The organism is Burkholderia aenigmatica (assembly GCF_048627025.1).
In the GTDB taxonomy this organism is placed as follows: Bacteria; Pseudomonadota; Gammaproteobacteria; order Burkholderiales; family Burkholderiaceae; genus Burkholderia; species Burkholderia aenigmatica.
The window spans coordinates 2,317,152-2,339,876 of sequence record NZ_CP184469.1 but is presented as its reverse complement, the minus strand read 5'-3'; the positions used below and the strand labels follow the sequence as shown (position 1 = coordinate 2,339,876).

Below are 22,725 nucleotides of genomic sequence, written 5' to 3'. Positions count from 1 at the left end.
GGCTGGTTTTCGCAAGACGGCGTCGCTTCGCGGCAAGCGGGCCCGGTGACGGCGCATGCGTCGTGTGCCCGATCGGGGACGCCGCGAACCACGGCCCCGATCGCGGCGCATGACTGCGTCATCGTCACGCCGTCTCCGCCACCCGCTCCGCCGCAAACCCCGCCAGCGTCCGCAACGCATCCCGCGCCGAGCGCAGGTAAAACGCCTGCAGATGAAACACATGCCAGCGTGCCGCATGAATCTCCAGCTTGCACGGCACGCCACAGGCCTGCGCATGACGGGCCAGCCGCTGCGCATCCGACAGCAGCACCTCCTGGTCGCCGGCCTGGACGAGCATCGGCGGCAAACCGCGCAGGTCGGTGTCGAGCGGGCCGCGGGCCGCCACCGAACCGGCGCCGTGATACCAGCGCAGCCCCTGCTCGAGCCAGCCGCGGCGAATCATCGGATCGTCGTGGCGGCGCGAAGCCAGCGTCGCGCCGCCGAGCGCCGGATCGGTCACGGGCGAGATCAGCAGCAGCGCGGCGGCGGCCGGCTCGCCGCGCTCGCGCAGCGCGATGGCCAGTGCCAGCGCCAGCGCGCCGCCGGCCGAATCGCCCGCGATCACGATCCGGTGCGGCGCATGGCCCTGCGCGCGCATCGCGTCATAGACGGCCAGCGCATCGTCGAGCGCGGCCGGGCTCGGATGCTCGGGGGCCAGCCGGTAGTCGGGCACCCACACCGGCAGGCCGGCATCGTGCGCGAGCCGCGTCGTCACGCCGCGATGCGTATGCGGCCCGCCGAGACAGAATGCGCCGCCGTGCAGATAGAGGATCGCGCCGCCCGTGTCGCCGCGCTTCGGCGCAACGACTTCGACCGGCACGCGATGCGCGGACGTACGGTAGCGCAGCGTGCCGCCCGTGCCCGGCATCAGCGGCGACAGCAGCGCGACGACGCGGCGCTGCATGCGCGCGCCGAACGGCGGCCCGATCAGCGGCCGGAACGCGACGCGCAGGAAGCCGCGCAGCGAAGCGGCGGCGAGGGCCTCCAGCCGGCCGGCGGGCGGCGCGACCACGACGTCGCGCGTCGGTGCGACCGATTCGGGCAGCGGATGCGTGAAGCGGTAGGCGGCCATCCCGGTGAAGCGGGTGATCCACCGGTAGGTCAGCGTGAAGCCCGGCCAGTTCGTGCTGTTGTGTCCCGACGCATCGACGTACCAGCTCTTGCAGCTGTTCCACACCGATCCTTCGAGCCGCTGCTGCACATGCACGTTGAAGCGCCGGTAGCGGCGCGCATCGACGTCGATTTCGCGCGCGCCGTCGCGCTGCATCGTGCGCAGGCAGCGCATCACGTGCGCGATCTGGCTTTCGAGCATGTAGACGATCGAGTTGTGGCCGAGGTTGGTGTTCGGGCCGTACAGCATGAAGAAGTTCGGAAAACCGGGCACGGTGAGCCCGAGATACGCCTGCGCGCCGCGCCGCCATGCGTCGTTCAGGTCGAGCCCGTCGCGGCCCGTGATGCGCATCGGCGACAGGAACTCGGTCGCCGCGAACCCCGTGCCGTAGACGATCGCATCGACCGGATGATGCACGCCGTCGGCGGTCTCGATGCCGTCCTCCGTGACGCGCCGGATCCGCTGCGTGACGAGCTCGACGTTGTCGCGGCTCATCGCGGCCAGGTAGTCGCTCGACAGCAGGATGCGCTTGCAGCCGATCGGGTAGTCGGGCGTGAGCCGCGCACGCAGCAACGGGTCCGGCACGTCGCGCGCGAGCAGCTTGTGGAACGGCCGGCCGACCGCGACCTTCATGATCTTGTGCAGGCGCGTGAACGCGATCGCACGCGATTCGTAGCGCAGGTAGATCGACGCGCGATGCAGCTTCATCGCCCACGGCAGCCGGCGAAACAGCGCCTTCTCCCACGGGCGGTACGCGCGGTCGGGGCGCGGCATCACGTAGGCCGGCGAACGCTGGAACACGACCAGGCGCTGCACGTCGCCGGCAATCGCGGGGACGAACTGGATCGCCGACGCGCCGGTGCCGACCACCGCGACGCGCTTGGCCGTAAGCGAATAGTCGTGATCCCAGTGCGCGGAGTGGAAGGCGCGGCCGCGGAACGTGTCGATGCCGGGCAGGTCGGGCATCGCGGGGCGGCTCAACTGGCCGGTGCCGCTGACGAGCACGGCGGCGCTCAGCGTCGTGCCGTCGGCGAGCGCGACGCGCCACAGCGCGGCGGCTTCGTCGTAGCGTGCTTGCTGGACTTCGGCGCCGAAGCGCAGGTAGCGCGCGAGGCCGTACTTGCGCGCGCAATGCTGCAGGTACGCATGGATCTCGGGCTGCGGCGCGAACACGCGCGACCACGCCGGATTGGGTTCGAACGAGAACGAGTACAGGTGCGAGGGCACGTCGCAGGCGGCGCCCGGGTAGCTGTTGTCGCGCCACACGCCGCCGACGTCGTGCGAGCGTTCGACGATCACGAAATCGTGGATGCCGGCGCGTTGCAGCGCGACTGCCATGCCGATGCCGGCGAAGCCGGCGCCGATGATGATCGCCGCGAGCGGTGCGGCGGATTCGGTCAGGCGGATTGCGTCACGCGACGACATGGTGGGTTTCCTCAGGCTGGACGGCATCGTGCGCGCTGCGCGATGCAGGAACGGGGGCAGGATTCGTCGTTATGCTGACGGTTTCGCCCTGCGGCCGCGCGGGTGTGCGGCACGTGCCGCGAATCAGGTCGACGGCCTTCTCGGCGATCATGATCGTCGGTGCGTTGGTGTTGCCGCCGATGAGCGTCGGCATGATCGATGCATCGACGATCCGCAGCCCCTGCAGGCCGCGCACGCGCAGTTGCGGATCGACGACGGCGAGCGCGTCGTGCCCCATCCGGCACGTGCCGACCGGGTGATACACGGTGTCGGTGCGCCGCCGCAGCACGTCGCGGATTTCATCGTCGGTGTGGACGTTCGCGGTGAACAGGTCCTGCGTGGTCCAGCCGGCAAGCGCCGGCGCTTCCATCAGCCGGCGCGTGAGGCGGAAGCCCGCGACCATGTCGTCGAGGTCGCGCGGATCGTCGAAGAACGCGGGATCGATGCGCGGCGCCGCGAGCGGATCGGTGCCGTTGAGCGTGACCGAGCCGCGGCTGCGCGGCCGCAGCAGGCACACGTGGCACGACAGCCCGTGGCCGGCATGCAGCTTGCGCGCGTGATCGTCGACGAGCGCGACGACGAAGTGCAGCTGGATGTCCGGTGCATCGAGCTCGGCGCGGGTCTTCAGGAAGCCGCCGCCTTCCGCGAAATTCGACGTCAGCATGCCGCGCCGTTCGCGGCGAAAACGCGCAAGCTCGCGCAGCATCCTCAGGCCGCCGCGCGCGGACACGCCCATCGTGTCGACGCTGCGCGTGCGATAGCCGAAGATGAAATCCGGATGATCCTGCAGGTTGCGGCCGACGCCGGGCAGGTCGGCGTGCACGGCGATGCCGTGCTGCTGGAGTTCGCGGCCCGGGCCGACGCCCGACAGCATCAGCAGCTGCGGCGTCTGCAGCGCGCCGGCCGCGAGCACGACTTCCCGCCGTGCGCGCAGCGTGCGGACCTCGCCATGCTGCCGCACCTCGACGCCGATCGCGCGCGTGCCGTCGAACAGGATGCGCAACACCTGCGCGTGCGTCTCGACCGTCAGGTTGTCGCGGCGGCCGACGTGCGGCAGCAGGTACGCGCGCGCCGCGCTCCACCGTTCGCCGTGCTTCTGCGTGACCTGGTAGAGACCGATGCCTTCCTGCTGCGCGCCGTTGAAATCGTCGGTGAGCGGCAGGCCGGCCTGCTGCGCGGCTTCCAGGTAGCGCGCATGGAACGGGTTCCCGGTGCGCAGGTCGCTCACCCACAGCGGGCCGTCGCGGCCGTGCCACGCGTCGTCGAAGCGCTCGTTGTGCTCGCTCAGGCGGAAGTACGGCAGCACGTCGTCGTAGCCCCAGCCTTCGTTGCCGAGCGCGGCCCAGCCGTCGTAGTCGACGCGATGGCCGCGGATATAGACCATCGCATTGATGCCCGACGAACCGCCGAGCATCTTGCCGCGCGGCTGATAGCCGATGCGCCCGCCGAGGCCCGGCTGCGGCACCGTGTCGAAGGCCCAGTTGTTGATGCGGGTCGGCATCATCGCGACCGCGCCGGTCGGCACGTTGACGAGCGTGCCGTCGCCGCGGCCGCCGGCCTCGAGCACGCAGACGGTCACGGCCGGGTCTTCGGTCAGCCGCCCGGCGACGACGCAGCCGCCCGAACCGCCGCCGACGACGATGTAGTCGAAAGTCTTGCTCATGGAATCGTCCTCAGATGGTCGATGGATCAGGCGGGGCGCGGCGGCGCGCACCGGCGGGCGAGGTGCGGCGGGCGGATCGCGAGCGGCGGGGCGGGATCGCGGGCGAACGCGGCGCGCTGGCGTGCGAAGCGGGCTGCGGTATCGGTCGGGCGACGTTGTCGCATGGTGTCTCCTCCGGAGGGCGATGGGGTCGTTCGGATGACGACTGGATGACGCCGATGGTGCTGGCCGCATGGGAAAACACCAATGCTGCTTCGGGACAATTGTTTTAGTATTTGGGCCAAATTGGCGCTTCGAGGGTTTCTCCGCATGAGCTTCTGGGATTTCACCCGGAGTCCGGCCAGCGCCCGGCTGCTGGTCGATTTCGGCGACGAACGCGGTGTGCCGCACACGACGCTGCTGGCCGGCACCGGGCTCGCGGACGCGCAGCTCGACGATCCGAAGGTCGAGGTGACGGCCGCGCAGGAGCTGCGGCTGACCGGCAACCTGCTGCGCGCGCTCGGGCGCGCGCAGGGCCTCGGGTTCGAGGTGGGCCAGCGCTACCATTTCTCCGCCTACGGCGTGTGGGGCTACGGGCTGATCGCCAGCGCGAGCGCGCGCGACGCGCTTGCGCTGGCGATGCGTTTCCTGCCGCTCACCTATGCGTTCACCGTCATCACGTACCGCGAGGAAGACGGAACGTGCGTGCTCAATTTCGGCGCGCCGGAACTCGATGGCGCACTGAGCCGGTTCCTCGTCGAGCGCGACATGACGGCCGCGGCCGTGCTGCTGCAGGAAATCGGCGGCGACGCTTTCGCGTTGTCGCGCTTCACGGTGCAGGCGACGCGCGTACCGTCCGCGCCGGTGCCGCGCATCGCCGGCGTCGAACCCGCTTTCTCGGCGCGCGCGAACAGCCTCGCCTTCGACCGCGTGTTTCTCGACCGGCTGCTGCCGCATGCGAATCCGCTGACGGTGTCGATGTGCGAGCAGATGTGCGGCCAGCTGCTCGATGCGCGACGCGCGCGCGTGGGCACGTCGGAGATGGTGCGCCAGTACCTGACCGCGACGCCCGGCTCCGCGCCGTTCTCGCTCGAGGACATGGCACGGCTGATGAACACGAGCCCGCGCACGCTCAAGCGCCGGCTGCAGGAGGAGGGCACGACGTTCCGGGCGCTGCTCGCGCAGGCGCGCGGCGCGATGGCCGAGACGCTGCTCGGCGATGCGCGCCTGTCGCTCGCGGAGGTGGCCGAGCGGCTCGGCTTCAGCGACCTGTCGAGTTTTTCGCAGGCATTCAAGCGCTGGTACGGCGTGCCGCCGGGTGCGTATCGCAGCGCGGCGCAACGGGACAGCGGCCATCCGTGAATCACGGTACGATCGCTGGCGTTCCTGCCGACATTCCAATCACGAGAGACACTGCATGATCACGATTCGCCCGATGACCCACGACGATTTCCCGCGCTTCTGGCCGAGCTACCGCGCCATCGTCGCTGCTCAGGAAACCTATGCATTCGATCCGGAGCCGACACCCGAGGCGGCGCGCGCGCTGTGGCTCGACGCGCCGCTCTGCACGTGGATCGCCGAAGAGGACGGCGTGGTGCTTGGCTCGTACTACCTGAAGGCGAATGCGGCCGGCCCCGGCAACCACGTGTGCAATTGCGGCTACATGGTGAGCGAGGCCGCGCGGGGCCGGGGCGTGGCGCGCCTGATGTGCGAGCACTCGCAGCAGGTCGCGCGCGAGCGCGGCTTCCTCGCGATGCAGTTCAATTCGGTGGTGTCGACGAACGAGGTGGCGGTCGCGCTGTGGCAGAAGCTGGGATTCGACATCGTCGGCCGCCTGCCGCGTGCGTACCGTCACGCGCGGCTCGGCTTCGTCGACTGCCTCGTGATGTATAAGTGGCTCGGCGACACGGGGGCCACTGAAGCCTGAGTACGCCGCGGTTTCGTCAGACGGTGAACGCGCTGTCTACCCGACAGCCGCCACACGAACAACGATGGAGACGACCCGATGCGTGTAGCGCCGCCACCGGAGCACGCCGTCCCGCCGGGGCGGGACGGCGGTGCGACCGGCCCCGACCGTGACCCCGATCGCATGGCCGCGTGGCGGCTCGCGATCGGCCTGTCGCTCGGCAGCGCGATCGCGCTCGGCCTCGCGCGCTTTTCGTACGCGCTGCTGCTGCCGCCGATGAAGGCCGATCTCGGCTGGACGTTCGCGCAGGCCGGCGCGCTGAACACCGCGAACGCGGCCGGCTACCTGGTCGGTGCACTCGCGTTTCCGTTGCTGTCGCGGCGCTGGCGAGCAGGCTCGCTGCTGGCGGCCGGATGCGTGCTGACCGCGTTGCTGATGGCCGCGTGCGGGGTCACGTCCGGCATGCACGCGCTGCTCGTGCAGCGGCTCGCGACCGGCGTCGGCAGCGCACTGATCTTCATCAGCGGCGGCGTGCTGGCCGCGCGGCTCGCGTCGGCGTCGCCGCGCGATGCGGGGCTGTTGCTCGGGCTCTATTACGGCGGCACGGGATGGGGCATCGTCGCATCGTCACTGCTCGTGCCGGCCACGCTGACGCAGGGTGTCCATGGCTGGCAGCCCGCGTGGTTCGCGCTCGCGTGCGCGTGCGTGCTGTTTTCTGCGGTGGCCGTGTCGGCTGCACGCCGTATCGAGCACGTTCACGCGGCACCGACCGTGCCGCGCGACGGCGCGGTGCCGGCCGCAACCGCGAGCCCCGTGCGCTTCGCACTCGCGCTGGCCGGCTACGGCCTGTTCGGCGTGGGCTACATCGGCTACATGACGTTCATCGTCGCGCTGCTGCGCGGCGCGGGGATGAGCGGCACGGTGGTCGCCGCGTTCTACGTGATGCTCGGCGTCGCGACCGTCGTGTCGGCGCGGCTGTGGTCGGGGCTGCTCGACCGGATGCGCGGCGGCCAGGCGCTCGCCGTGCTCAACGCGCTGCTCGGCATCGCGACGCTGATGCCGGCGATGTTCGTGCATCCGGTGGCCGCGTTCGCGTCGGGCGTGCTGTTCGGCGCGACGTTCCTGTCGGCCGTCGCGTCGACGACGGCCTTCGTGCGCCACAACCTGCCGCCCGACGGCTGGGCGAAAGGGATCAGCGCGTTCACGACGGTCTTTGCGTTCGGGCAGATCGCCGGGCCGGTCGCGATCGGCTGGGTGTCGGACAGCGCGGGGCTCGCGCGCGGGCTCGTGTATTCGGCGCTGACGCTGTTCGCGGGCGCCGCGCTCGCGGCCGGGCAGCGCGCGTTGCGGGCCGCCGCGTAGTCACGCGCGCCACGCGCCATTCATCGCACGCAGGCCGTGCGCGACACGCGATGAAACGCACGGCTGAAGTAGATCAGGCTGTCACCGTCGTCGCGTACGCGGATCGACGTCGCCTCGATGAACATCACCGAATGCGAGCCGACTTCCTTCATGTCGGCGATCGTGCCCTGCAGGCTCGCGAGTGCGTCGCGCAGCACGGGCACGTCCTGCTCGCCGCGATCCCACACCGGCAGATCGAAGCGCCGTTCCATCGACAGGTCGGTGAGCCCCGCGAAATGCCGCGCGAGTTGCTCGTGTTCGGCTGGCAGCACGTTGATGCAGACATGGCGGTTGCGTTCGAACGTTGCACGCATCGCGCTCGACCGGTTGAGGCACACGAGCAGCGTCGGCGGCGTGTCGGTGACGGAGCACACGGCGCTCGCGGTGATCCCGCAGCGGCCGTGCGGCCCGGCGGTGGTGATCACGTTGACGGCCGCGCCGAGGTGGGCCATCGCCTGGCGGAAGGCCTTCTGCGCGTCGGTCGGTTCGACGCGAGCCGGTCGCTGGATATCGGTCGTGGAAGACATGGGCGCTCCTGAGTGGACGAAAGCGGCGGTCGTGCGGCGCTGCCGGTGCAGCGCCGGATCGCCGACGATGATCCAAGCGTACGTCGCGAAAATGCCGGCGACCATTCGCACGATTGACGATGGAGATGGCGTTCTCGCCAACGCGTCTAAAGGTTCTACCTAGATGCGCGGCATACCGCGCGAAAAAAATCGAGATTGCACGTTCATGCGGCCCGTGAAGGGGTTTTCAGCGGGTTTTCGGCTCGTTATGATGTGCCGCACACCCCAGCGAACGACGCGCGCGACGAGCCGGAACCCGGCCCCGTATGCGGCGCGTGCGATACCCATACCGATATTCAGTGAGACACCCGCGATGACGTCACCCGCACCGATCGTATACATCGTCGACGACGACAACGGCATGCGGACGTCGCTCGCGTGGCTGCTCGAATCGGTCGGCATCGCGTCCGAGGGATTCGCGAACGCCACCGATTTTCTCGCTCGCTTCGACGTGAACCTGCCGGCGTGCCTGGTGCTCGACGTCCGGATGCCGGAGAAGAGCGGCTTCGACGTGCAGGCGGAACTGAACGCGCGTGGCGCGACGCTGCCGGTGATCTTCGTCAGCGGGCACGGCGATATTCCGATGTCCGTGCGCGCGCTGCAGAACGGCGCGATCGATTTCGTCGAGAAGCCGTACAACTCGCAACAGATGCTCGAGCGCGTGCAACGCGCGCTGCGGCTCGCGCAGCAACGGCATGCGGTCAGCCAGCGTCACCGCGAGCTGCGCCAGCGGCTCGATGCGCTGACCGCGCGCGAGAAGGAAGTGCTGCGCGGCGTGGTGGACGGCAAGGGCAGCAAGCAGATCGCGTCGGATCTGTCGATCAGCGTGAAGACCGTCGACGTGCATCGCGCGAGCATCAAGGAGAAGCTCGGCGCGACGTCGATCGCCGCGCTCGTGCGCGACGTGATGGTCGTGTGGGGCGACGACGGCGAGTCGTCGCGATAGGGCCTCGCCGGCGCTTCCGCGAAGCGCCGCACGCAACGCTCGACGCTCAGCGCATGTACAACCCGCCGTTGATGTCCCAGCATGCGCCGTTCGCGAAATGCGCGTCGCCCGACGCGAGCAGCACGGCCGCATCCGCAACGAAGCCGGCCGAGCCGAGCTTGCCGCCCGGCAGGCTCGCGAGCACCTGGCGCAGCTTCTCCGGCGCGACGCTTTCATGGACGATCGGCAGATCGAGCGGGCCCGGCGAGATCGCGTTGACGGTCACGCCCTGTGCGGCGAGATCGCGCGCGAACACCTTGGTCAGCGTCAGCGTGCCGCCTTTCGCGGCCGCGTAGTGCGCGCCCGTCGCCGAGCCGCCGTTCTGCCCGGCGAGCGACGCGATGTTGACGATACGGCCCGCGCCGCGGGTCGCGAAGAACTGGCCGAACACCTGGCAGCCGAACAGCACGCTGCGCAGGTTCACGTCGATCACCTGGTCGAACTGCTCGGCCGTGATCTCCATCGCGGGCACGACCTTCGATGCGCCCGCGTTGTTCACCAGCACGTCGATCGTGCCCCAGCGCGCGACGAGCGCATCGCGCGCGGCTTCGAAATCGCGTTTCGACGTGACGTCGAGCGGCAGCGCGATCGCGCGTTCGCCGCTCGGGTCGAGTTCGCGTGCATGCGCCTGAATGGCGTCGGCGGCGATATCGGCCAGCGCGACGCGGTAGCCGGCCGCATGAAAGCGTTCGGCGATGACGGCGCCGAGCCCGCGCGCGGCGCCGGTGACGAGGACGACTCGGTCTGACATGGTGCGTATTTCCCTGGTTCGCGGGCGCGTGCAGCGTGCCGCCGCGCCCGCATCGTGATTCATGCGGCGAGTGCCGCCTCGAAATGTGCCGCGATCGCGCAGACCTGCTCGTCGGCGCCCTTGCGCCCGACGATCTGCAGGCCAGCCTTCAGCGGCGAACCGGCCAGCGGCAGCGGCAGGCTGAGCGCCGGATGGCCGCTCAGGTTGAACGGCCGGATCAGCGACGACATCGCGATCACCGACACGCCGTCGCGTGCCTGCTGCAGCGTGATCGGCAGCGCGGGCAGCGTCGGCAGCACGAGCACGTCCGCGTGTTCGAGCGCGGCGTCGACCTGCGCGGTGAAGCGTGCGCGGACGGCTTCGGCTTCCGCGAGGGCGGCAGGCGTCGTCGTGGCGGCCGTGCGCAAGCGCGCATCGAGATCGGCGCCGAGCTGGCCGGTCGCGACCAGATGGCCGAACGCGCGCGACGTTTCCGCATTGATCACGGTGAGTCCCGCCGCGAATGACGCGGGCATTTCGTCGAGCACGACCGCGTGCGAACGCAGGCCCGACGCGCGCACGGCCGCGTCGAGCGCGGCGGCGATCGCCGGATCGGCGTCGACCGTGATGTGCGCGACCGTGCAGCCCGCGGCAGAGGCCGCCGCTTGCGCGCGATCGAAGCCCGGCGCGATCGCGGCCATCACCGCGACCAGCGTGCGGATATCGCGCGCGAACGGCCCGACGCAATCGAGCGTGGTGACGGCCGGGGCGACGCCGCGCCGCGACACGCGGCCGAACGTCGGCTTCAGCCCGGCCACGCCACAGCAGGCGGCCGGCCCGCGGATCGAGCCGCCCGTGTCGGTGCCGAGCGCCGCGTCGACCGTGCCGAGCCCGACGAGCGATGCGGAACCGCTCGACGAGCCGCCCGGAATGCGCGTCGCATCCTGCGGATTGACGGGCGTGCCCGTGTAGTCGTTGATGCCGGTCATGCCGAACGCGAGCTCGTGCATGTTCGCCTTGCCGGCGATCTGCCAGCCGGCGTCGAGCAGCAGGCGGACGACGTCCGCGTGTTGTTCCGCCGGCGGTGCATCGGCGAGCGCGCGGCTCGCCGCGCGGGTCGGATGGCCCGCGATGTCGATCGTGTCCTTGATCGCGATCGTGGGGCCGGGGCCGCCGAGCGTAAAGGTGTCGATGAAGCCTGTCATGGTCGGTATCGTGAGCAAGCGTTGGAAAGCATCGGGAATCAGGACCGTGGCGCGGCAGCGAGCGGCCACGGGCCGTCGAGCACGCGTTCGGTGCGGAAGTGGTGGATCAGCCAGGTCGAACCGTCGCCAGCTGGCGCGAAATCGACGGTCAGCCGCGCGGCGATCAGTTCCGCCGTGCCATCGGCATAACGCGACGCCTGCAGCATGATCCAGCGGCCGCGCGCGCTCGCGTTGCCGGCGCCGATCTCGATCGACTCCGAGGTCAGGAAATGCAGGTTGGCCGAGAAATGCGGATCGGGCGGCAGGTAGCGGCCCAGCATCGCGATGATCGCGGCCGTGCCTTCGAGGCGGCCGAACTTGTGCGCGTACTGCGGGCCGATGCCTTCCCATACGGCATCGGCGGTGAACAGCTCGGCGAGCGACGGGCCGTCGCCGGCATCCTCGGGCACGTCGCACAGCGCCATGTAGCGCGTGATCGTCGCGCGCACCGCGCGCTCGGCGTCGAGCGCTGCCAGGCGCTGTGCGAGCGCATCGATCAGGCCGGGAGACAGGTCGGTCATCGCGCGCCTCACGCGGCGGGCTTCGCGGCCGGCGGCACCGTCAGCGCGCGGCCGACGCGCGCTTCGATCTTGCCGTAGCGCCACAGGTTGTATTCGCCGACCGGCGTCGTGCGGTACAGGTTGCACACGGCGACCGTCGTGTCGAAGTCGGCGACGTCGGCCATGATGTAGAAGGTCCACGGCGCGCCGTCGGCCTGGCCGACCACGAGGCGGTCGTCGTCCATCACGCCGAGCACGCGCACGCCGGGCATCGCTTCGACGGCCGCGAGCATCGCGCCGTACGCCTGCCACACTTCACCGATCTTCTCGCGCGGCAGGTCGAAGAAGTTTTGCGACACGCCGCAGCAGAACAGGACGCGCAGCGGCAGCGGATTGGAATCGGACATGTGAGGTTCTCCAGAGGAATCGGTGGGGTGCATGAACCGGCCAGCGACGGCGCTTCGGCTTCATGCGTGTTAAAAAAAATTCGGTCGATGCAGGTTACAGATAGCCGGGAAACGGCGTGACGCCGGTGAACACCGCGCCCGCGCCGTCGAAGTTGCCTTCGCCGAGAAACGCGTGCTGCGTGACGACCATGGCATCGCGCAGCAGCCGCTGCAGCGGGTGCGTGCGATAGATCGCCGCCGTGCCGCCGAGGCGGTACGCGCGTTCGACGACGCTCGCGCCTTCGCGTGCGATCTGCGTGGCCGCGAGCCGCAGCAGGCTGACCTGGTCGGGCGTCACCGGGTTGCCGGCGAGGATCGATTGCCACACGCCGTCGGTCGCGTCGTAGAAGAACGCGCGCGCCGAGCGCAGTTGCGCCTCGGCCTTCGCGAGTTCGATGCGGTAGTACGCGCGATCGGCGAGACGCGGTGCGCCGGTCGTCGTCTGCCGGCCGCCCGACATCCGGTTCACGACGTCGAGCGCCGCGCGCGCGAGGCCGAGGTTCACGACGGCGAGCACCTGCGCCGCATACGCGACGGTCGGGTAGCGGTACAGCGGCTCGTCGACGGTCGGCTCGCCGCCGCGCACGAAGGTCCATGCTTCAGGCACGAAGCGGTCGTCGACGCGCAGGTCGTGGCTGCCGGTGCCCTGCATGCCGACCACGCTCCAGTTCTCGACGATCTCGACCTGGTCGGCGCGAAACACGGCCGTGCGCGGCTTGTTCGGCGCGGCGTCCTGTGCGCCCGGCACCGCGATGCCGACGCCGAGCCAGTCGGCGCCCTTGCAGCCGCTCGCGAATTTCCACGTGCCGTTCACGCGCCAGCCGCCCGGCGCGGGCTGGGCCGGCTGCACCGGAAACAGGCCGCCCGCGAACACCTGGTCGGGGCCGCTCGCATACAGCTCGGCCTGGGTCTCGAGCGGCAGCGCGGCCAGATAGACGTTCGCGGAGCCGAAGCTCGCGACCCACGCGGCGGAACCGTCGGCGGTCGCGATCCGTTCGATCATGTCGAGGAACGCGGTCGGCGCGAGCGCATCGCCGCCGAAGCGGCGCGGCGTGCCGGCGCGATAGATGCCGGCCTGCTTGAACAGCGCGATCACGTCGCGCGGCACGTGCGACAGGCGGTCGAATTCTTCGCGGCGCGCGGCGACGGTCTCGATCACGGCGTCGAGCGGCGACAGCCGGGCGGCCGGTTCGCTGGCCGCGTGGGGGGCGCTCGGTGCGGAGTCGAGGGCGAGGGCGGCGTGGGGCATGGCTGTCTCCTGGGGCGGATTGGGGTTCGAATTCGGGGTGGCATGCATGCCGCGCGGAAAGCGGCACGACGATGCAACCAGTCTAGAAACGCCGAAAACGCGCAGCAATTGGTGCGTTGGGCCGTGCGACTGGTGACGTTCCGTGCCGCACTAAAGAAATCTTCAGATGCGGGCGGCGCGCGCCGGTGCTATGTTGGGTTTCCGGTCGCGCGATGCCGCGCGGCCTCATCCGAAGCCGATCATGAGTTTCCCCGACGACGACGATTTCCACCGGCTGCTCGACGCGCTGACGACCTGCGTGCTGCTGCACGACGCGCATACCAAGGCGATCGTGTGGGCGAACCGCGCCGCGTGCATCGCGCTCGGTTTTTCCGTCGAGGAACTGCTGCCGCTGAAGGCGCCGGACATGACGCGCCCCGAACCGAAATACCAGCGCGAGATCGCGGTGAGTGCGTGGGATCGCGCGCTCGTCGACGGGCCGCAGGTGTACGAGTGGTGCTACCGGTCGCGCACGGGCGTCGACATGCTGTCCGAGGCGACCGCCACCTACGTGCCGCTGCGCGGGCGCGACGTCGTGATGGTGCAGTTCCGCGACATCAGCGCGGAAGAGGCGGTGCGCCAGCAACTGCGCCGCTACGAGGCGCGGCTGCGCGAGTTCATGCAGGATCTCGACGAAGGCATCGCGGTCGTCACGCCGCACGGCGGCGTGCAGTTCATCAGCGAGTCGGGCCGCCGCGTGCTCGGGCTCGCGCCCGACGAAGCGCTCGGCGAGGTGCTCGACTACTGCTCCGAGGCCGATCGCGACCGGCTCGTCGCGCAGCTGCGCGATGCGCCGTCCGCGTATCCATCCGCGCCGCAGCGCTACCGGATCGTGCGGCGCGACGGCTCGACGTGCTGGCTGCGCATCCTGTGCCGGCAGGTCGAGATCGAGGACGATCTCGACGGGCTGCTCGTGCAGTTCCGTGACGTGAGCGACGAAGTCGCGATCGAGGACGCCCGCCGCGCCGAAGCACGCATGCTCGAACACGCGGGCCGTTACAACGCGATGGGCGAGATGGCGAGCGTGATCGCGCACGAGCTGAGCCAGCCGCTCGCGGCCGTGCGCAATTTCATCGAGGGCGCGGTGCAGCGGTTGAACGGGCGCGGCGCGATCGACGACGCGATCTGGGGGCTGCGCAGCGCCGACCGGCAGGCCGAGCATGCGGCGCTGATCATCAAGAGCGTGCGCGAGTTCATCGTGAAGCGCGAGCCGGTCGTCGCGCTCGCCGACCTGCGCGACATCCTCGCGGACGTCGCGTATTTCATCGAGCTGCGCGCGAAGGAGGCTGGCGTGACGGTTGCGATCGTGCAGGCCGACGCACCGCTGCCGATCCGCTGCGAGCGCGTGCTGATCGGGCAGGTGATCCTGAATCTCGCGTTCAATGCGATCGAGGCGTTCGCCGGTTGCGAACGTGTGCCGCGCACGCTGACGCTCGGCACCGCGAATGTCGGCGGGCATGCGGAGCTGCGCGCGATCGACAACGGCCCGGGCATCGCGGCCGGCGCGCACGACCGGCTGTTCGACGGCTTCTCGTCGTCGAAGGCCGGCGGCAACGGAATCGGGCTGTCGCTGTGCAAGAGCATCGTGACGCGCCACGGCGGCCGGATCGGCGCGAGCCCGGCCGAGGGCGGCGGGCTCGACTGCCGCGTGACGCTGCCGCTCGCCGGTACGCACGCGAACGCAAGCGCGTAGGCGCGGCGGCGCGCATGGCGCTGCTGCGGCCCGGTGGTCGTCGCGCATGAGCGGGCAGGCTCGCACGCAGCGCATGGTCAGCGCCCGAGCGCCCGTGCGGTTTGCCCGCCGATGCCGAAATCGGTGTTCGGGATGTCCTTGATCATCACGCGGGTGGCTTGCAGGGGCGCGTCGAGCACGCTGGCGCTCGTCTCCGACAACGCGGCGATCAGCGCGCGCTTTTGTTCGTCGGTGCGGCCGGCGATCAGGATCGCGACGATCACGGGCAGCGACGGCGGCGCGCCGTCCGCGGCGCTGCGACCGCCGAGGCCGATGTGCGTCGCGGGCAATTCGGTGAGCAGCACGCGCACCGATTCGATCGGTGCGCCGATCGAATCGACGGTCGCACCGGTCAGCCGGGCAATCAGTTCGGCCTTGCGGGCGTCGTCATGGCCGGCCGGCAGGAAAACTTCGAGTGTGGGCATGGTGGTCCGGAAAGGTGAAGGTTGCCGGCTCACCGTTGCGCTGGCGATGGCGAATCGGTGGCCGCTTACAGGTGAAGGTGGCCGGCTCACCGTTGCGTTGGCGATGGCGAACCGGTGGCCGCTTACAGGTGAAGGTGACCGGTTCACCGTTGCGACGGCGACGGCGAACCGGCGGCCGCTTACAGCAGGAAGCCGATTGCGCTGAGCGCTTCGGTCGAGTCGATCAGGCGCACGACCTTTTCAGCGATCCGCATCTCGCCGTCGGCGTCGACGTGCAGCTTGTGCGTGACGTCGGCCGCGAACAGCGTCGCGACGCCGCGCTTGTACGCGACGACGACCTGCGCCGATTTCAGTTCGACGGTGTCGGCGCTGCCGCTTTCCAGCGTGAAGCGCGACACGGTGCGCACCGTGCGCGCCGCGTCGGTCGCCGACGCCGAATAGCCGGACACCATCCGCTGCACGCGCTTCTCGCGCATGTCCTGGTCGTCGAACACGTAGTTCAGCGTCGCGGCGAAATCGGTCGCATCGGGATCGATCGGCACCACGTAATGGCCGGCCGGCTCCCACAGGTCGAGCCATGCGCGATAGTCGCGGCGGTCGAGCATCTCGGCTTCGCGCCACACGAATTCGACCGCGCGGGCGAAGGTCTGCTCGGAAAAGAGGGCGTTGCGGTCGTCCATTATTGTTGCTCCATCATCTTGCGCCATTGCTGGTAGGCCTCGCGCATGCCGGTCTCGTCGGTCGCATGCGCGGTCTTTTCGCCGTTCGCGGCGGTCGTCTCGCGGTTCAGCCCGCGATTCACGAGGATCGGCACGTCGGGGCCCGCGTGCGCGCCGCGTTGGACGCGTTCCCACGCTTCCGCGTCGTCGGGGCTGCCGAAGCCGAACGGGCCCTGGAAGTGCTCGTGGATGCGCAGCCGCTCGCGGTTCGCTTCGTCGGGGCCGCCGTCCATCGCGAGCGCGACGTGGCGGATCTCGGTTTCGTTCGCGGAGATCGGCCGCAGCACGCGGAAGAACGCCATCGACAGCGCGAGGTTCGGGAACAGGTTCAGGTTGAAGCCGACGCCCATCAGCGAGCGCACGATGCGGCGCACTTCTTCCGGCGTATGGCGCTCGGCGAGCTTCGCCGCGAGCGGCGCGAAGCGCTCGGGCAGCGGCGCACCGTCGTCCTGGTCGAGGTCGATCAGCTCGGGCATCAGCACCGCGAGGCTGTGGCCGTTGCCGAGCCCGCGGCAGAACGCGTCCTCGCTCGTCATGAAGCTCGTGATCGCGGCGGCCGTCTCGTCGTCGATCGACTTCATCCACGACTTGTGCACGACCGGGAAGTGATAGAGGTCGGTCGTGTTCTCGAGCTGGATCTTCCAGTTGCCCTTGAACTTGAACTTGTGCTCGCCGTTGGCCTTGATCGGGTAGCCGGCGCCCTGTTTCATGAACAGGTCGATCCACGGCTTGGCACCGCCGAGGAAATCCTCGAGCGATTCGATGTCGTCGTTGAAGCTCGCGAAGATCAGCCCCTGGTACACGCCGACGCGCAGCTTCACGAGCGGCAGGTCGCCTTTCTCGCACACGCCTTCGTAGCCGTCGCCGTACGGCAGCGCGCGCAGCGTGCCGTCGAGTGCGTACGACCAGCTGTGATACGGGCACGTGAAGCCCTTCGCATTGCCCTTGTGCGATTCGCACACGGTCGCGCCGCGATGGCGGCAGCGGTTCTGCAGCACGTTGATCTCGCCGGTCTTGTCGCGCACGACGATCACCGGCTGGCGGCCGATCGTCGTCGTGATGAAGTCGCCCGGGTTCGGCAGCTCGCTCTCGTGCGCGACCCAGATCCAGGTGCGGTAGAAGATGCGGTCGAGCTCGGCTTCGAACAGCGCGGGATCGTGATACATCGCGGGCGCGATGCGGTCGGGTTGCGCGAGACCGTGCAGCGCGCTGGTGTCGATCGTCTGGTAGGAAAGGTCGCTCATCGTTGTCGTGGGGAAAGAGTCGCGAAATCGGGCCGCGCAGCGCGCGGTGTCGAGTACCCAGTCTCGTCTTCCACTACATATCCGTCAAATTGATCTAAAATTATCCAGTCAATAAATACGGCAAATAATGGAGGCTGCGATGACATCGGTCGATCATCTCGATCTGAACCTGCTGCGCGTATTCCAGGCGATCGTCGAGGAACGCAGCCTGACGAAGGCCGGCGAGCGGCTCGCGCTGTCGCAGCCGGCCGTCAGCTATTCGCTCGGCCGGTTGCGCACGCTGTTCGACGATCCGCTGTTCGTGCGTACGCGCTCGGGCATGCAGCCGACGCCGGTCGCGCTCGAGCTCGCGGGCATCGTCGGCAAGGCGCTCGACATGGTGCGCGTGGCGCTGCGCTACGCGGAGCGCTTCGATCCGGCCACCAGCACGCGCACGTTCCGGCTGTCGCTGTCGGATGCGGGCGAGATGGCGTACCTGCCGGCGATCTGCCAGGCGCTGCGCGAGCGCGCGCCGCGCGTGACGCTGAGCGTGCAGCCGCTGCCGGTGGAGGAGATCGAGGAAGCGCTGCGCGCGAGCCGGCTGGATTTCGCGATCGGCAACCTGCCCGAACTGATGCCGCGCACGCGCCACCAGGTGCTGTTCGAGGAAACCTATGTGTGCATGACGGGCCGCCGGCGCGGGTTGCCGAGCGGCGCCGCGCTGAGCCTCGACCAGTTCGTGCGCGCCGCGCACGTCAACGTGAAATCGGTCGAGCACAGCCACCACGCGCTCGACGATGCGCTGCGCACGCAGGGCGTGGGCCGCAACATCGCGCTCGAAGTGCCGCACTTCGTCGCGCTGCCGAGCGTGCTGTCGGTCACGGATCTCTACGCGACGCTGCCGAAGCGGCTTGCGCAGATCCTGAACCGCGACAATGCGTTTCGCCTGTATGACCTGCCCGTCACGTTGCCGCCCGCGCCGGTGACGATGCACTGGCACGAGCATTTCCATGAGGACGAGGGCAACGCGTGGATGCGCACGCTGCTGGTCGAGCTCGTCGAGCGGTTCGACGATGCGTGACCGATGAGGACGAGGGCAACGCGCGGGATGCGCGCGTTGCTGGCCGAGGGCGTCGAGCAGTTCGACGGTGCGCGACGTCGTGAGCCGGCAGCGCTCGCGCCGCGTGCGTCAGAGATCCAGAACGAGCACCGCCGAACGCGCACGCGACACGCAGCAGCAGATCACCGTGTTGCTCGCGCGCTCGGCCTTGCTGAGACAGTGATCGCGATGATCGGGCTCGCCGTCGATCACAGGCACCATGCAGGTGCCGCACACGCCTTCGCCGCATGACGTGTCGACCTCGATGCCGATGCGCGCGAGCGCGTCGACGATCGACGTGTCGGGCGTGACGCGTACCGATTGTCCGCTGCGCTGCAGACGCACTTCGAAGCCGTCGGCCGGGCCGGCGCCCGCATCGGCGGCGGCCGGTTCCGCCGCGAAGCGTTCGAGATGGATCGAATCGTCGGGCAAGCGCGTCGCGGCTGCCGCGACGACCGCATCCATGAACGGCCCCGGGCCGCACGTATAGACGTGGGCGTGCGCGTCGACCGATTCGACGCAGCGGCCCAGCTCGGCCGCGAGCGCGTCGGGCTCGATGCCGTAGTGGAACGTCACGTGCGACGCGAACGGCTCGGCCGACAGTTCGTCGACGAAGGCCGCATGCTCGCGGCTGCGGGCGAAATAATGCAGCCGGTAACGCGTGCCGCGCTGGTGCAGCGCATACGCCATCGACAGCAGCGGTGTAATGCCGATGCCGGCCGCGATCAGCACGTGCTCGCTCGCGTCATCCGTCAGACGAAACAGGTTGCGCGGCGCGCCGATCGACAGCTCGGCGCCGACCTGCACGTCGTCGTGCAGCGAACGCGAGCCGCCGCGCGACTGCGCTTCCTTCTTCACCGCGAACAGGTAGCTGCCGCGTTCGTCGGGGTTGCCGCACAGCGAGTACTGCCGCGTGATGCCGGACGGCGCGGTCACATCGATATGGGCGCCCGGTTCGTATGCGTCGAACGGCTGGCCGTCGACGCGCGAAACCCGGAAACAGCGGATGTCCTGCGCCGCGTCGATCAGCGCGTCGATCCGGACTTGGTGGCGGTTCGCTTGCATGGGGAAATCCGTGGGGTAGGGGAAACGCGGCGCGGCAGACACCGCGCCGTCATGCGATCGAGAATAGGGATGGGCATCGCATAAATCAAATCGATTAAAAAGCGATGCCTGAATCAGTGGGATGGATGATGGTCGGGCGACGGAATGCGCCCGACGTTCAGCGCGCGGCGATCGGATTGCCCGCTTCGGCCGCCTGCGGCGCCGCTGCCGACGCATGGCCACGTTCGCGATCGAGGCTGCGGCGATAGTGCCGGCACCCGGCGGCGAGCAGCAGCGCGGCGAGCGTGGCCGCCGCGACGTTGACGATCGACATCGAATGGCCGACCGCCGCCGGCGCGCCGAACACGCGATCGGTGAACAGCGCGACGACGGTCGTGCCGATCCCGAGCGCGATCAGGTTCGACACGAGCAGGAACAGCGCGGAGATCTGCGCGCGCATCTGGTTCGGCGCGAGCGTCTGCATCGCGGCGGTGGATGTCGGCATCGGGAACGACGCGAAGAACATCGCGACGACGAGCATCGCGAGCGATGCGGGCAGCGAGTCGAGCTGCGTGAACAGCGTCGCGGGGATCACCATGCACGCGGCGCCGATCGCGCCGGCACGCATCGGTGCATCGTGGCGGCCGCGCCGCAGCAGCCAGTCGTTGAGCCATCCGCCGCAGAACACGCCGGCGGTGTTCGCCACCAGCAGCACGATGCCGAGCGTGTAGCCGGCTTCGACGGCCGTCATCCCGAAGTGGCGGATATAGAACGCGGGCGTCCAGCTCAGCAGGCAGTACAGCGTCATCGCGTAGAACGAGAAGCCGAGGTAGTGGCACGTGAAGGTCGCGCGATGCGTGCCGACGAAGCGCAGCGAATCGCGCATCGACACGCGCCGCACGGCGCCCGAGCGATCCTGCGCGAGCCCCTTGCGCTGCGGGTCGCGCACGGTCGCGGCGAACAGCAGGGCGACCAGCAGCCCCGGCAGCCCGACGATCAGGAACGTGACCTGCCACGCATGCACCTGCCCGACCACCGGCAGCGTGAATGCGCTCGCATGCTTGAGCAGCGCGATCACGTAGCCGCCGATCAGGAACGCGATGCCGCCGCCGATGAACGAGCCGAGCGAATACACGGCGATCGCGCGCCCGAGTTTCTCCTTCGGGAAGTAGTCGGCGAGCATCGAATACGCGCCGGGCGACAGCGCGGCCTCGCCGACGCCGACGCCCATCCGTGCGATGAACATCTGCACGAAATGCTGGCTGAGCCCGCACGCGGCGGTCGCGACGCTCCACAGCGCGATGCCGAGCGAGATGATTCGCGGGCGCGCGTAGCGATCGGCGAGATACGCGACGGGCAGCCCCATCACCGCATAGAACAGCGAGAACGCGAAGCCGTTCAGCAGGCTGAACTGCGTATCGGACAGGTGCAGGTCGCGCTTGATCGGCTCGATCATCAGCACGAGGACCTGGCGGTCGACGAACGAAAAGATGTACGCGAGCATGCAGATGACGACGACATACCATTCGTACGTATAGCGCTTGCCGTCGGCAGCGCGGGCCGTGGATGCGGACATGCGGATTCTCCAGGAGCGGGCGGTGGAAACGCGCGGCAGCGGCCTTGGCGGCAAGGGCGCCGTCGCGGCGCGAAAGCGTGCGGGGGGCACGTGTCGGAGACGCAGCGTAGTCGGCCAATTTCAGCCGCCATAGCCGGAGTGACAGCCGCGCCACATGGGCATTTACCGACCCGGATAAAGAAAACACCAGGGTCGCGCGCGCCGGCCGCCGCGCAGCGCGCTTGCGGCGGGGCGCGCACGCATCATGCGGCGCATCTATAAGCGTTATAGAGCGCATTGCGTCGACGTCCGAAATTGTCGTTCCTAGACTCGGCCCGGTTTTGATCGGCAGCGTTGGCCCTTCGCGGCGAACGCGCTTCACACCATGCGGCGCAAGGCCGACAGGCGCCGGAAACTCTACGGGACGACGACGATGAACCAACCGAACGGGCGGGCCGACCGGCTTGCCGTACCGCTTGCCGCGCTGCTTGCCTGCGCGGCGCTGCCCGCTTTCGCACAATCGAGCGTGACGCTCTACGGCCGCGTCGACACCGCGATCGAATACGCGAACGCCGGGCCGAACCACGTGACGCGCATGGGCAGCGGCAACCTGTGGGCATCGCAGTGGGGGCTGAGGGGTGTCGAGGATCTCGGCGGCGGCTACGCGACGATCTTCAAGCTGGAAGACGGCTTCAATGCGGGCAGCGGTGCGCTGTCGAACAGCAGCGCACTGTTCGGCCGCGAGGCGTGGGTCGGCATCACGGGGCCGTTCGGCGGCGTGCAGGTCGGCGAGCTCTACACGATCCTGCACACGACGCTCGTCACGTACAGCCTGCCGGGCCTCGGCGCGGGGCTCGCCTGGGGCAACGCGACCAACAACTTCGTCGGGCCCGCGTTCCTGCGCGTGCGCAACTCGATGCGCTATACGTCGCCGCGCTACGCGGGCTTCATGCTGCGGGCGATGGCCGCACGCGGCACCAACGGCGCGGCCGGACAGCCGGCGACGCTCGGCGATACCTACGGCGCAGGGCTCAACTACGTGCGCGGCGGCCTGTCGGTCGACGTCGACTACATGCAGCAGAAGTTCAGCCCGGTGGCCGCGTCCGCGCTCGGCGACTCGAGCCCGGCTGCGAACGGCAACTACACGCTGGGCGCGATTTCGTACGATTTCAGCGTCGTGAAGGTGGCCGCGCTGTACATGCGCCATCGCGGCGGCCCCGACGTCGCGACCGCGATCGACAGCCAGAGCGCGTATCCGCACAGCGACATCATGGAGCTGAGCGCGACGGTGCCGATCGGGCGTGCGTCGCTGCTGCTGAGCGTCGGCCATTACCGCAAGGTCGCGGACAGCGACGGCAACGCCGATTCGTATGGCATCCGCTTCGACTATCCGCTGTCGAAGCGCACGGTGCTGTACACGGGCGCCGCGATGGTGCGCAACGGCGCGCACGCGCGCTTCGTCGTCAACGGCGCGGCCGGTGGCGGCGTCGCGGTCGCGAAGCCGGGCGCGACCGCCAGCTCGATCGTCGCGGGCATCCTCACGGCGTTCTGACCGGCCCGCGCCGGTGCACGCTCGCGCTGCGTGCGCCGCGCGCGGCGTTCGCGT

21 protein-coding genes are annotated in these 22,725 nt (G+C 69.4%); 7 read left to right on the top strand and 14 right to left on the bottom strand.

Annotated elements, in window-relative coordinates; all coding sequences use genetic code 11:
• Positions 1–124: 124 nt before the first annotated feature.
• The 3 genes from ACN8ZM_RS27440 to ACN8ZM_RS27430 are packed head-to-tail and all read right to left on the bottom strand — an operon-like array spanning position 125 to position 4,441.
• Complete coding sequence (locus ACN8ZM_RS27440) at positions 125–2,575, bottom strand: flavin-containing monooxygenase (RefSeq protein WP_420211296.1); 2,451 nt, start codon at positions 2,573–2,575, stop codon at positions 125–127.
• Positions 2,562–4,277, bottom strand: coding sequence for a GMC family oxidoreductase (locus ACN8ZM_RS27435; protein WP_420211295.1), 1,716 nt, complete (start codon positions 4,275–4,277; stop codon positions 2,562–2,564). The genes ACN8ZM_RS27440 and ACN8ZM_RS27435 overlap by 14 nt, the downstream gene beginning before the upstream one ends.
• Positions 4,278–4,303: 26 nt before the next feature.
• Positions 4,304–4,441 (bottom strand): hypothetical protein, encoded by a 138-nt coding sequence (locus ACN8ZM_RS27430; protein ID WP_420211294.1) that lies wholly within the window; start codon positions 4,439–4,441, stop codon positions 4,304–4,306.
• A 145-nt stretch (positions 4,442–4,586) separates the two neighbouring features.
• Between ACN8ZM_RS27430 and ACN8ZM_RS27425 the strand changes: the two genes are divergently transcribed.
• The 3 genes from ACN8ZM_RS27425 (at position 4,587) to ACN8ZM_RS27415 (ending at position 7,524) form a co-directional block, all read left to right on the top strand.
• Complete coding sequence (locus tag ACN8ZM_RS27425) at positions 4,587–5,618, top strand: AraC family transcriptional regulator (RefSeq protein WP_043178283.1); 1,032 nt, start codon at positions 4,587–4,589, stop codon at positions 5,616–5,618.
• A gap of 55 nt (positions 5,619–5,673) precedes the next feature.
• Complete coding sequence (locus ACN8ZM_RS27420; protein WP_089453615.1) at positions 5,674–6,183, top strand: GNAT family N-acetyltransferase; 510 nt, start codon at positions 5,674–5,676, stop codon at positions 6,181–6,183.
• Between the two features lie 78 nt (positions 6,184–6,261).
• Complete coding sequence (locus tag ACN8ZM_RS27415; RefSeq protein WP_420211293.1) at positions 6,262–7,524, top strand: YbfB/YjiJ family MFS transporter; 1,263 nt, start codon at positions 6,262–6,264, stop codon at positions 7,522–7,524.
• Between the two features lie 20 nt (positions 7,525–7,544).
• Here ACN8ZM_RS27415 and hpaC read toward each other — a convergent pair whose 3' ends face one another.
• Positions 7,545–8,090, bottom strand: a complete 546-nt coding sequence (hpaC, locus tag ACN8ZM_RS27410; protein ID WP_043179186.1) for a 4-hydroxyphenylacetate 3-monooxygenase, reductase component — start codon at positions 8,088–8,090, stop codon at positions 7,545–7,547.
• 352 nt (positions 8,091–8,442) lie between these two features.
• On the opposite strand from hpaC, the gene ACN8ZM_RS27405 reads away from it, so the two are divergent.
• On the top strand, positions 8,443–9,075 hold the full coding sequence (locus ACN8ZM_RS27405; RefSeq protein ID WP_043178278.1) for a response regulator transcription factor: 633 nt from the start codon (positions 8,443–8,445) through the stop codon (positions 9,073–9,075).
• 46 nt (positions 9,076–9,121) lie between these two features.
• On the opposite strand, the gene ACN8ZM_RS27400 is transcribed toward ACN8ZM_RS27405, so the two are convergent.
• The 5 genes from ACN8ZM_RS27400 to ACN8ZM_RS27380 form a co-directional block, all read right to left on the bottom strand.
• Positions 9,122–9,865 carry an SDR family NAD(P)-dependent oxidoreductase gene (locus ACN8ZM_RS27400; protein WP_205824756.1) on the bottom strand — a complete coding sequence of 248 codons (744 nt, stop codon included), beginning with the start codon at positions 9,863–9,865 and terminating at the stop codon, positions 9,122–9,124.
• Between the two features lie 59 nt (positions 9,866–9,924).
• Positions 9,925–11,049: an amidase gene (locus ACN8ZM_RS27395; RefSeq protein WP_420211292.1), complete on the bottom strand. Its 1,125-nt coding sequence runs from the start codon at positions 11,047–11,049 to the stop codon at positions 9,925–9,927.
• A gap of 38 nt (positions 11,050–11,087) precedes the next feature.
• On the bottom strand, positions 11,088–11,609 hold the full coding sequence (locus ACN8ZM_RS27390) for a nuclear transport factor 2 family protein (protein ID WP_420211291.1): 522 nt from the start codon (positions 11,607–11,609) through the stop codon (positions 11,088–11,090).
• An 8-nt stretch (positions 11,610–11,617) separates the two neighbouring features.
• The gene (locus ACN8ZM_RS27385) at positions 11,618–11,995 is read right to left on the bottom strand and encodes a hypothetical protein (protein WP_011356094.1); all 378 of its coding nucleotides are present in this window, start codon (positions 11,993–11,995) and stop codon (positions 11,618–11,620) included.
• Between the two features lie 94 nt (positions 11,996–12,089).
• On the bottom strand, positions 12,090–13,283 hold the full coding sequence (locus ACN8ZM_RS27380) for an acyl-CoA dehydrogenase family protein (RefSeq protein ID WP_420211290.1): 1,194 nt from the start codon (positions 13,281–13,283) through the stop codon (positions 12,090–12,092).
• 166 nt (positions 13,284–13,449) lie between these two features.
• Between ACN8ZM_RS27380 and ACN8ZM_RS27375 the strand changes: the two genes are divergently transcribed.
• A complete protein-coding gene (locus tag ACN8ZM_RS27375; RefSeq protein ID WP_420211289.1) occupies positions 13,450–15,015 on the top strand; it encodes an ATP-binding protein in 1,566 nt (521 codons plus the stop codon).
• 77 nt (positions 15,016–15,092) lie between these two features.
• Here ACN8ZM_RS27375 and ACN8ZM_RS27370 read toward each other — a convergent pair whose 3' ends face one another.
• The 3 genes from ACN8ZM_RS27370 to ACN8ZM_RS27360 form a co-directional block, all read right to left on the bottom strand.
• Positions 15,093–15,479: a tautomerase family protein gene (locus tag ACN8ZM_RS27370; protein ID WP_011356091.1), complete on the bottom strand. Its 387-nt coding sequence runs from the start codon at positions 15,477–15,479 to the stop codon at positions 15,093–15,095.
• A gap of 179 nt (positions 15,480–15,658) precedes the next feature.
• Positions 15,659–16,162, bottom strand: a complete 504-nt coding sequence (locus tag ACN8ZM_RS27365) for an aromatic-ring-hydroxylating dioxygenase subunit beta (protein WP_043179185.1) — start codon at positions 16,160–16,162, stop codon at positions 15,659–15,661.
• Positions 16,159–17,442: an aromatic ring-hydroxylating oxygenase subunit alpha gene (locus tag ACN8ZM_RS27360; RefSeq protein WP_043178265.1), complete on the bottom strand. Its 1,284-nt coding sequence runs from the start codon at positions 17,440–17,442 to the stop codon at positions 16,159–16,161. Before ACN8ZM_RS27360 ends, ACN8ZM_RS27365 begins: the two co-directional genes overlap by 4 nt.
• A gap of 139 nt (positions 17,443–17,581) precedes the next feature.
• Between ACN8ZM_RS27360 and ACN8ZM_RS27355 the strand changes: the two genes are divergently transcribed.
• Positions 17,582–18,502, top strand: coding sequence for a LysR family transcriptional regulator (locus ACN8ZM_RS27355; protein ID WP_043178263.1), 921 nt, complete (start codon positions 17,582–17,584; stop codon positions 18,500–18,502).
• Positions 18,503–18,610: 108 nt separating this feature from the next.
• Here ACN8ZM_RS27355 and ACN8ZM_RS27350 read toward each other — a convergent pair whose 3' ends face one another.
• Entirely contained in the window at positions 18,611–19,585 is a 975-nt protein-coding gene (locus ACN8ZM_RS27350) for a PDR/VanB family oxidoreductase (RefSeq protein WP_420211288.1), read from the bottom strand.
• A gap of 157 nt (positions 19,586–19,742) precedes the next feature.
• Entirely contained in the window at positions 19,743–21,140 is a 1,398-nt protein-coding gene (locus tag ACN8ZM_RS27345) for a spinster family MFS transporter (protein WP_043178259.1), read from the bottom strand.
• Between the two features lie 412 nt (positions 21,141–21,552).
• On the opposite strand from ACN8ZM_RS27345, the gene ACN8ZM_RS27340 reads away from it, so the two are divergent.
• Positions 21,553–22,671, top strand: coding sequence for a porin (locus ACN8ZM_RS27340; protein ID WP_420211287.1), 1,119 nt, complete (start codon positions 21,553–21,555; stop codon positions 22,669–22,671).
• Positions 22,672–22,725 lie beyond the last annotated feature (54 nt).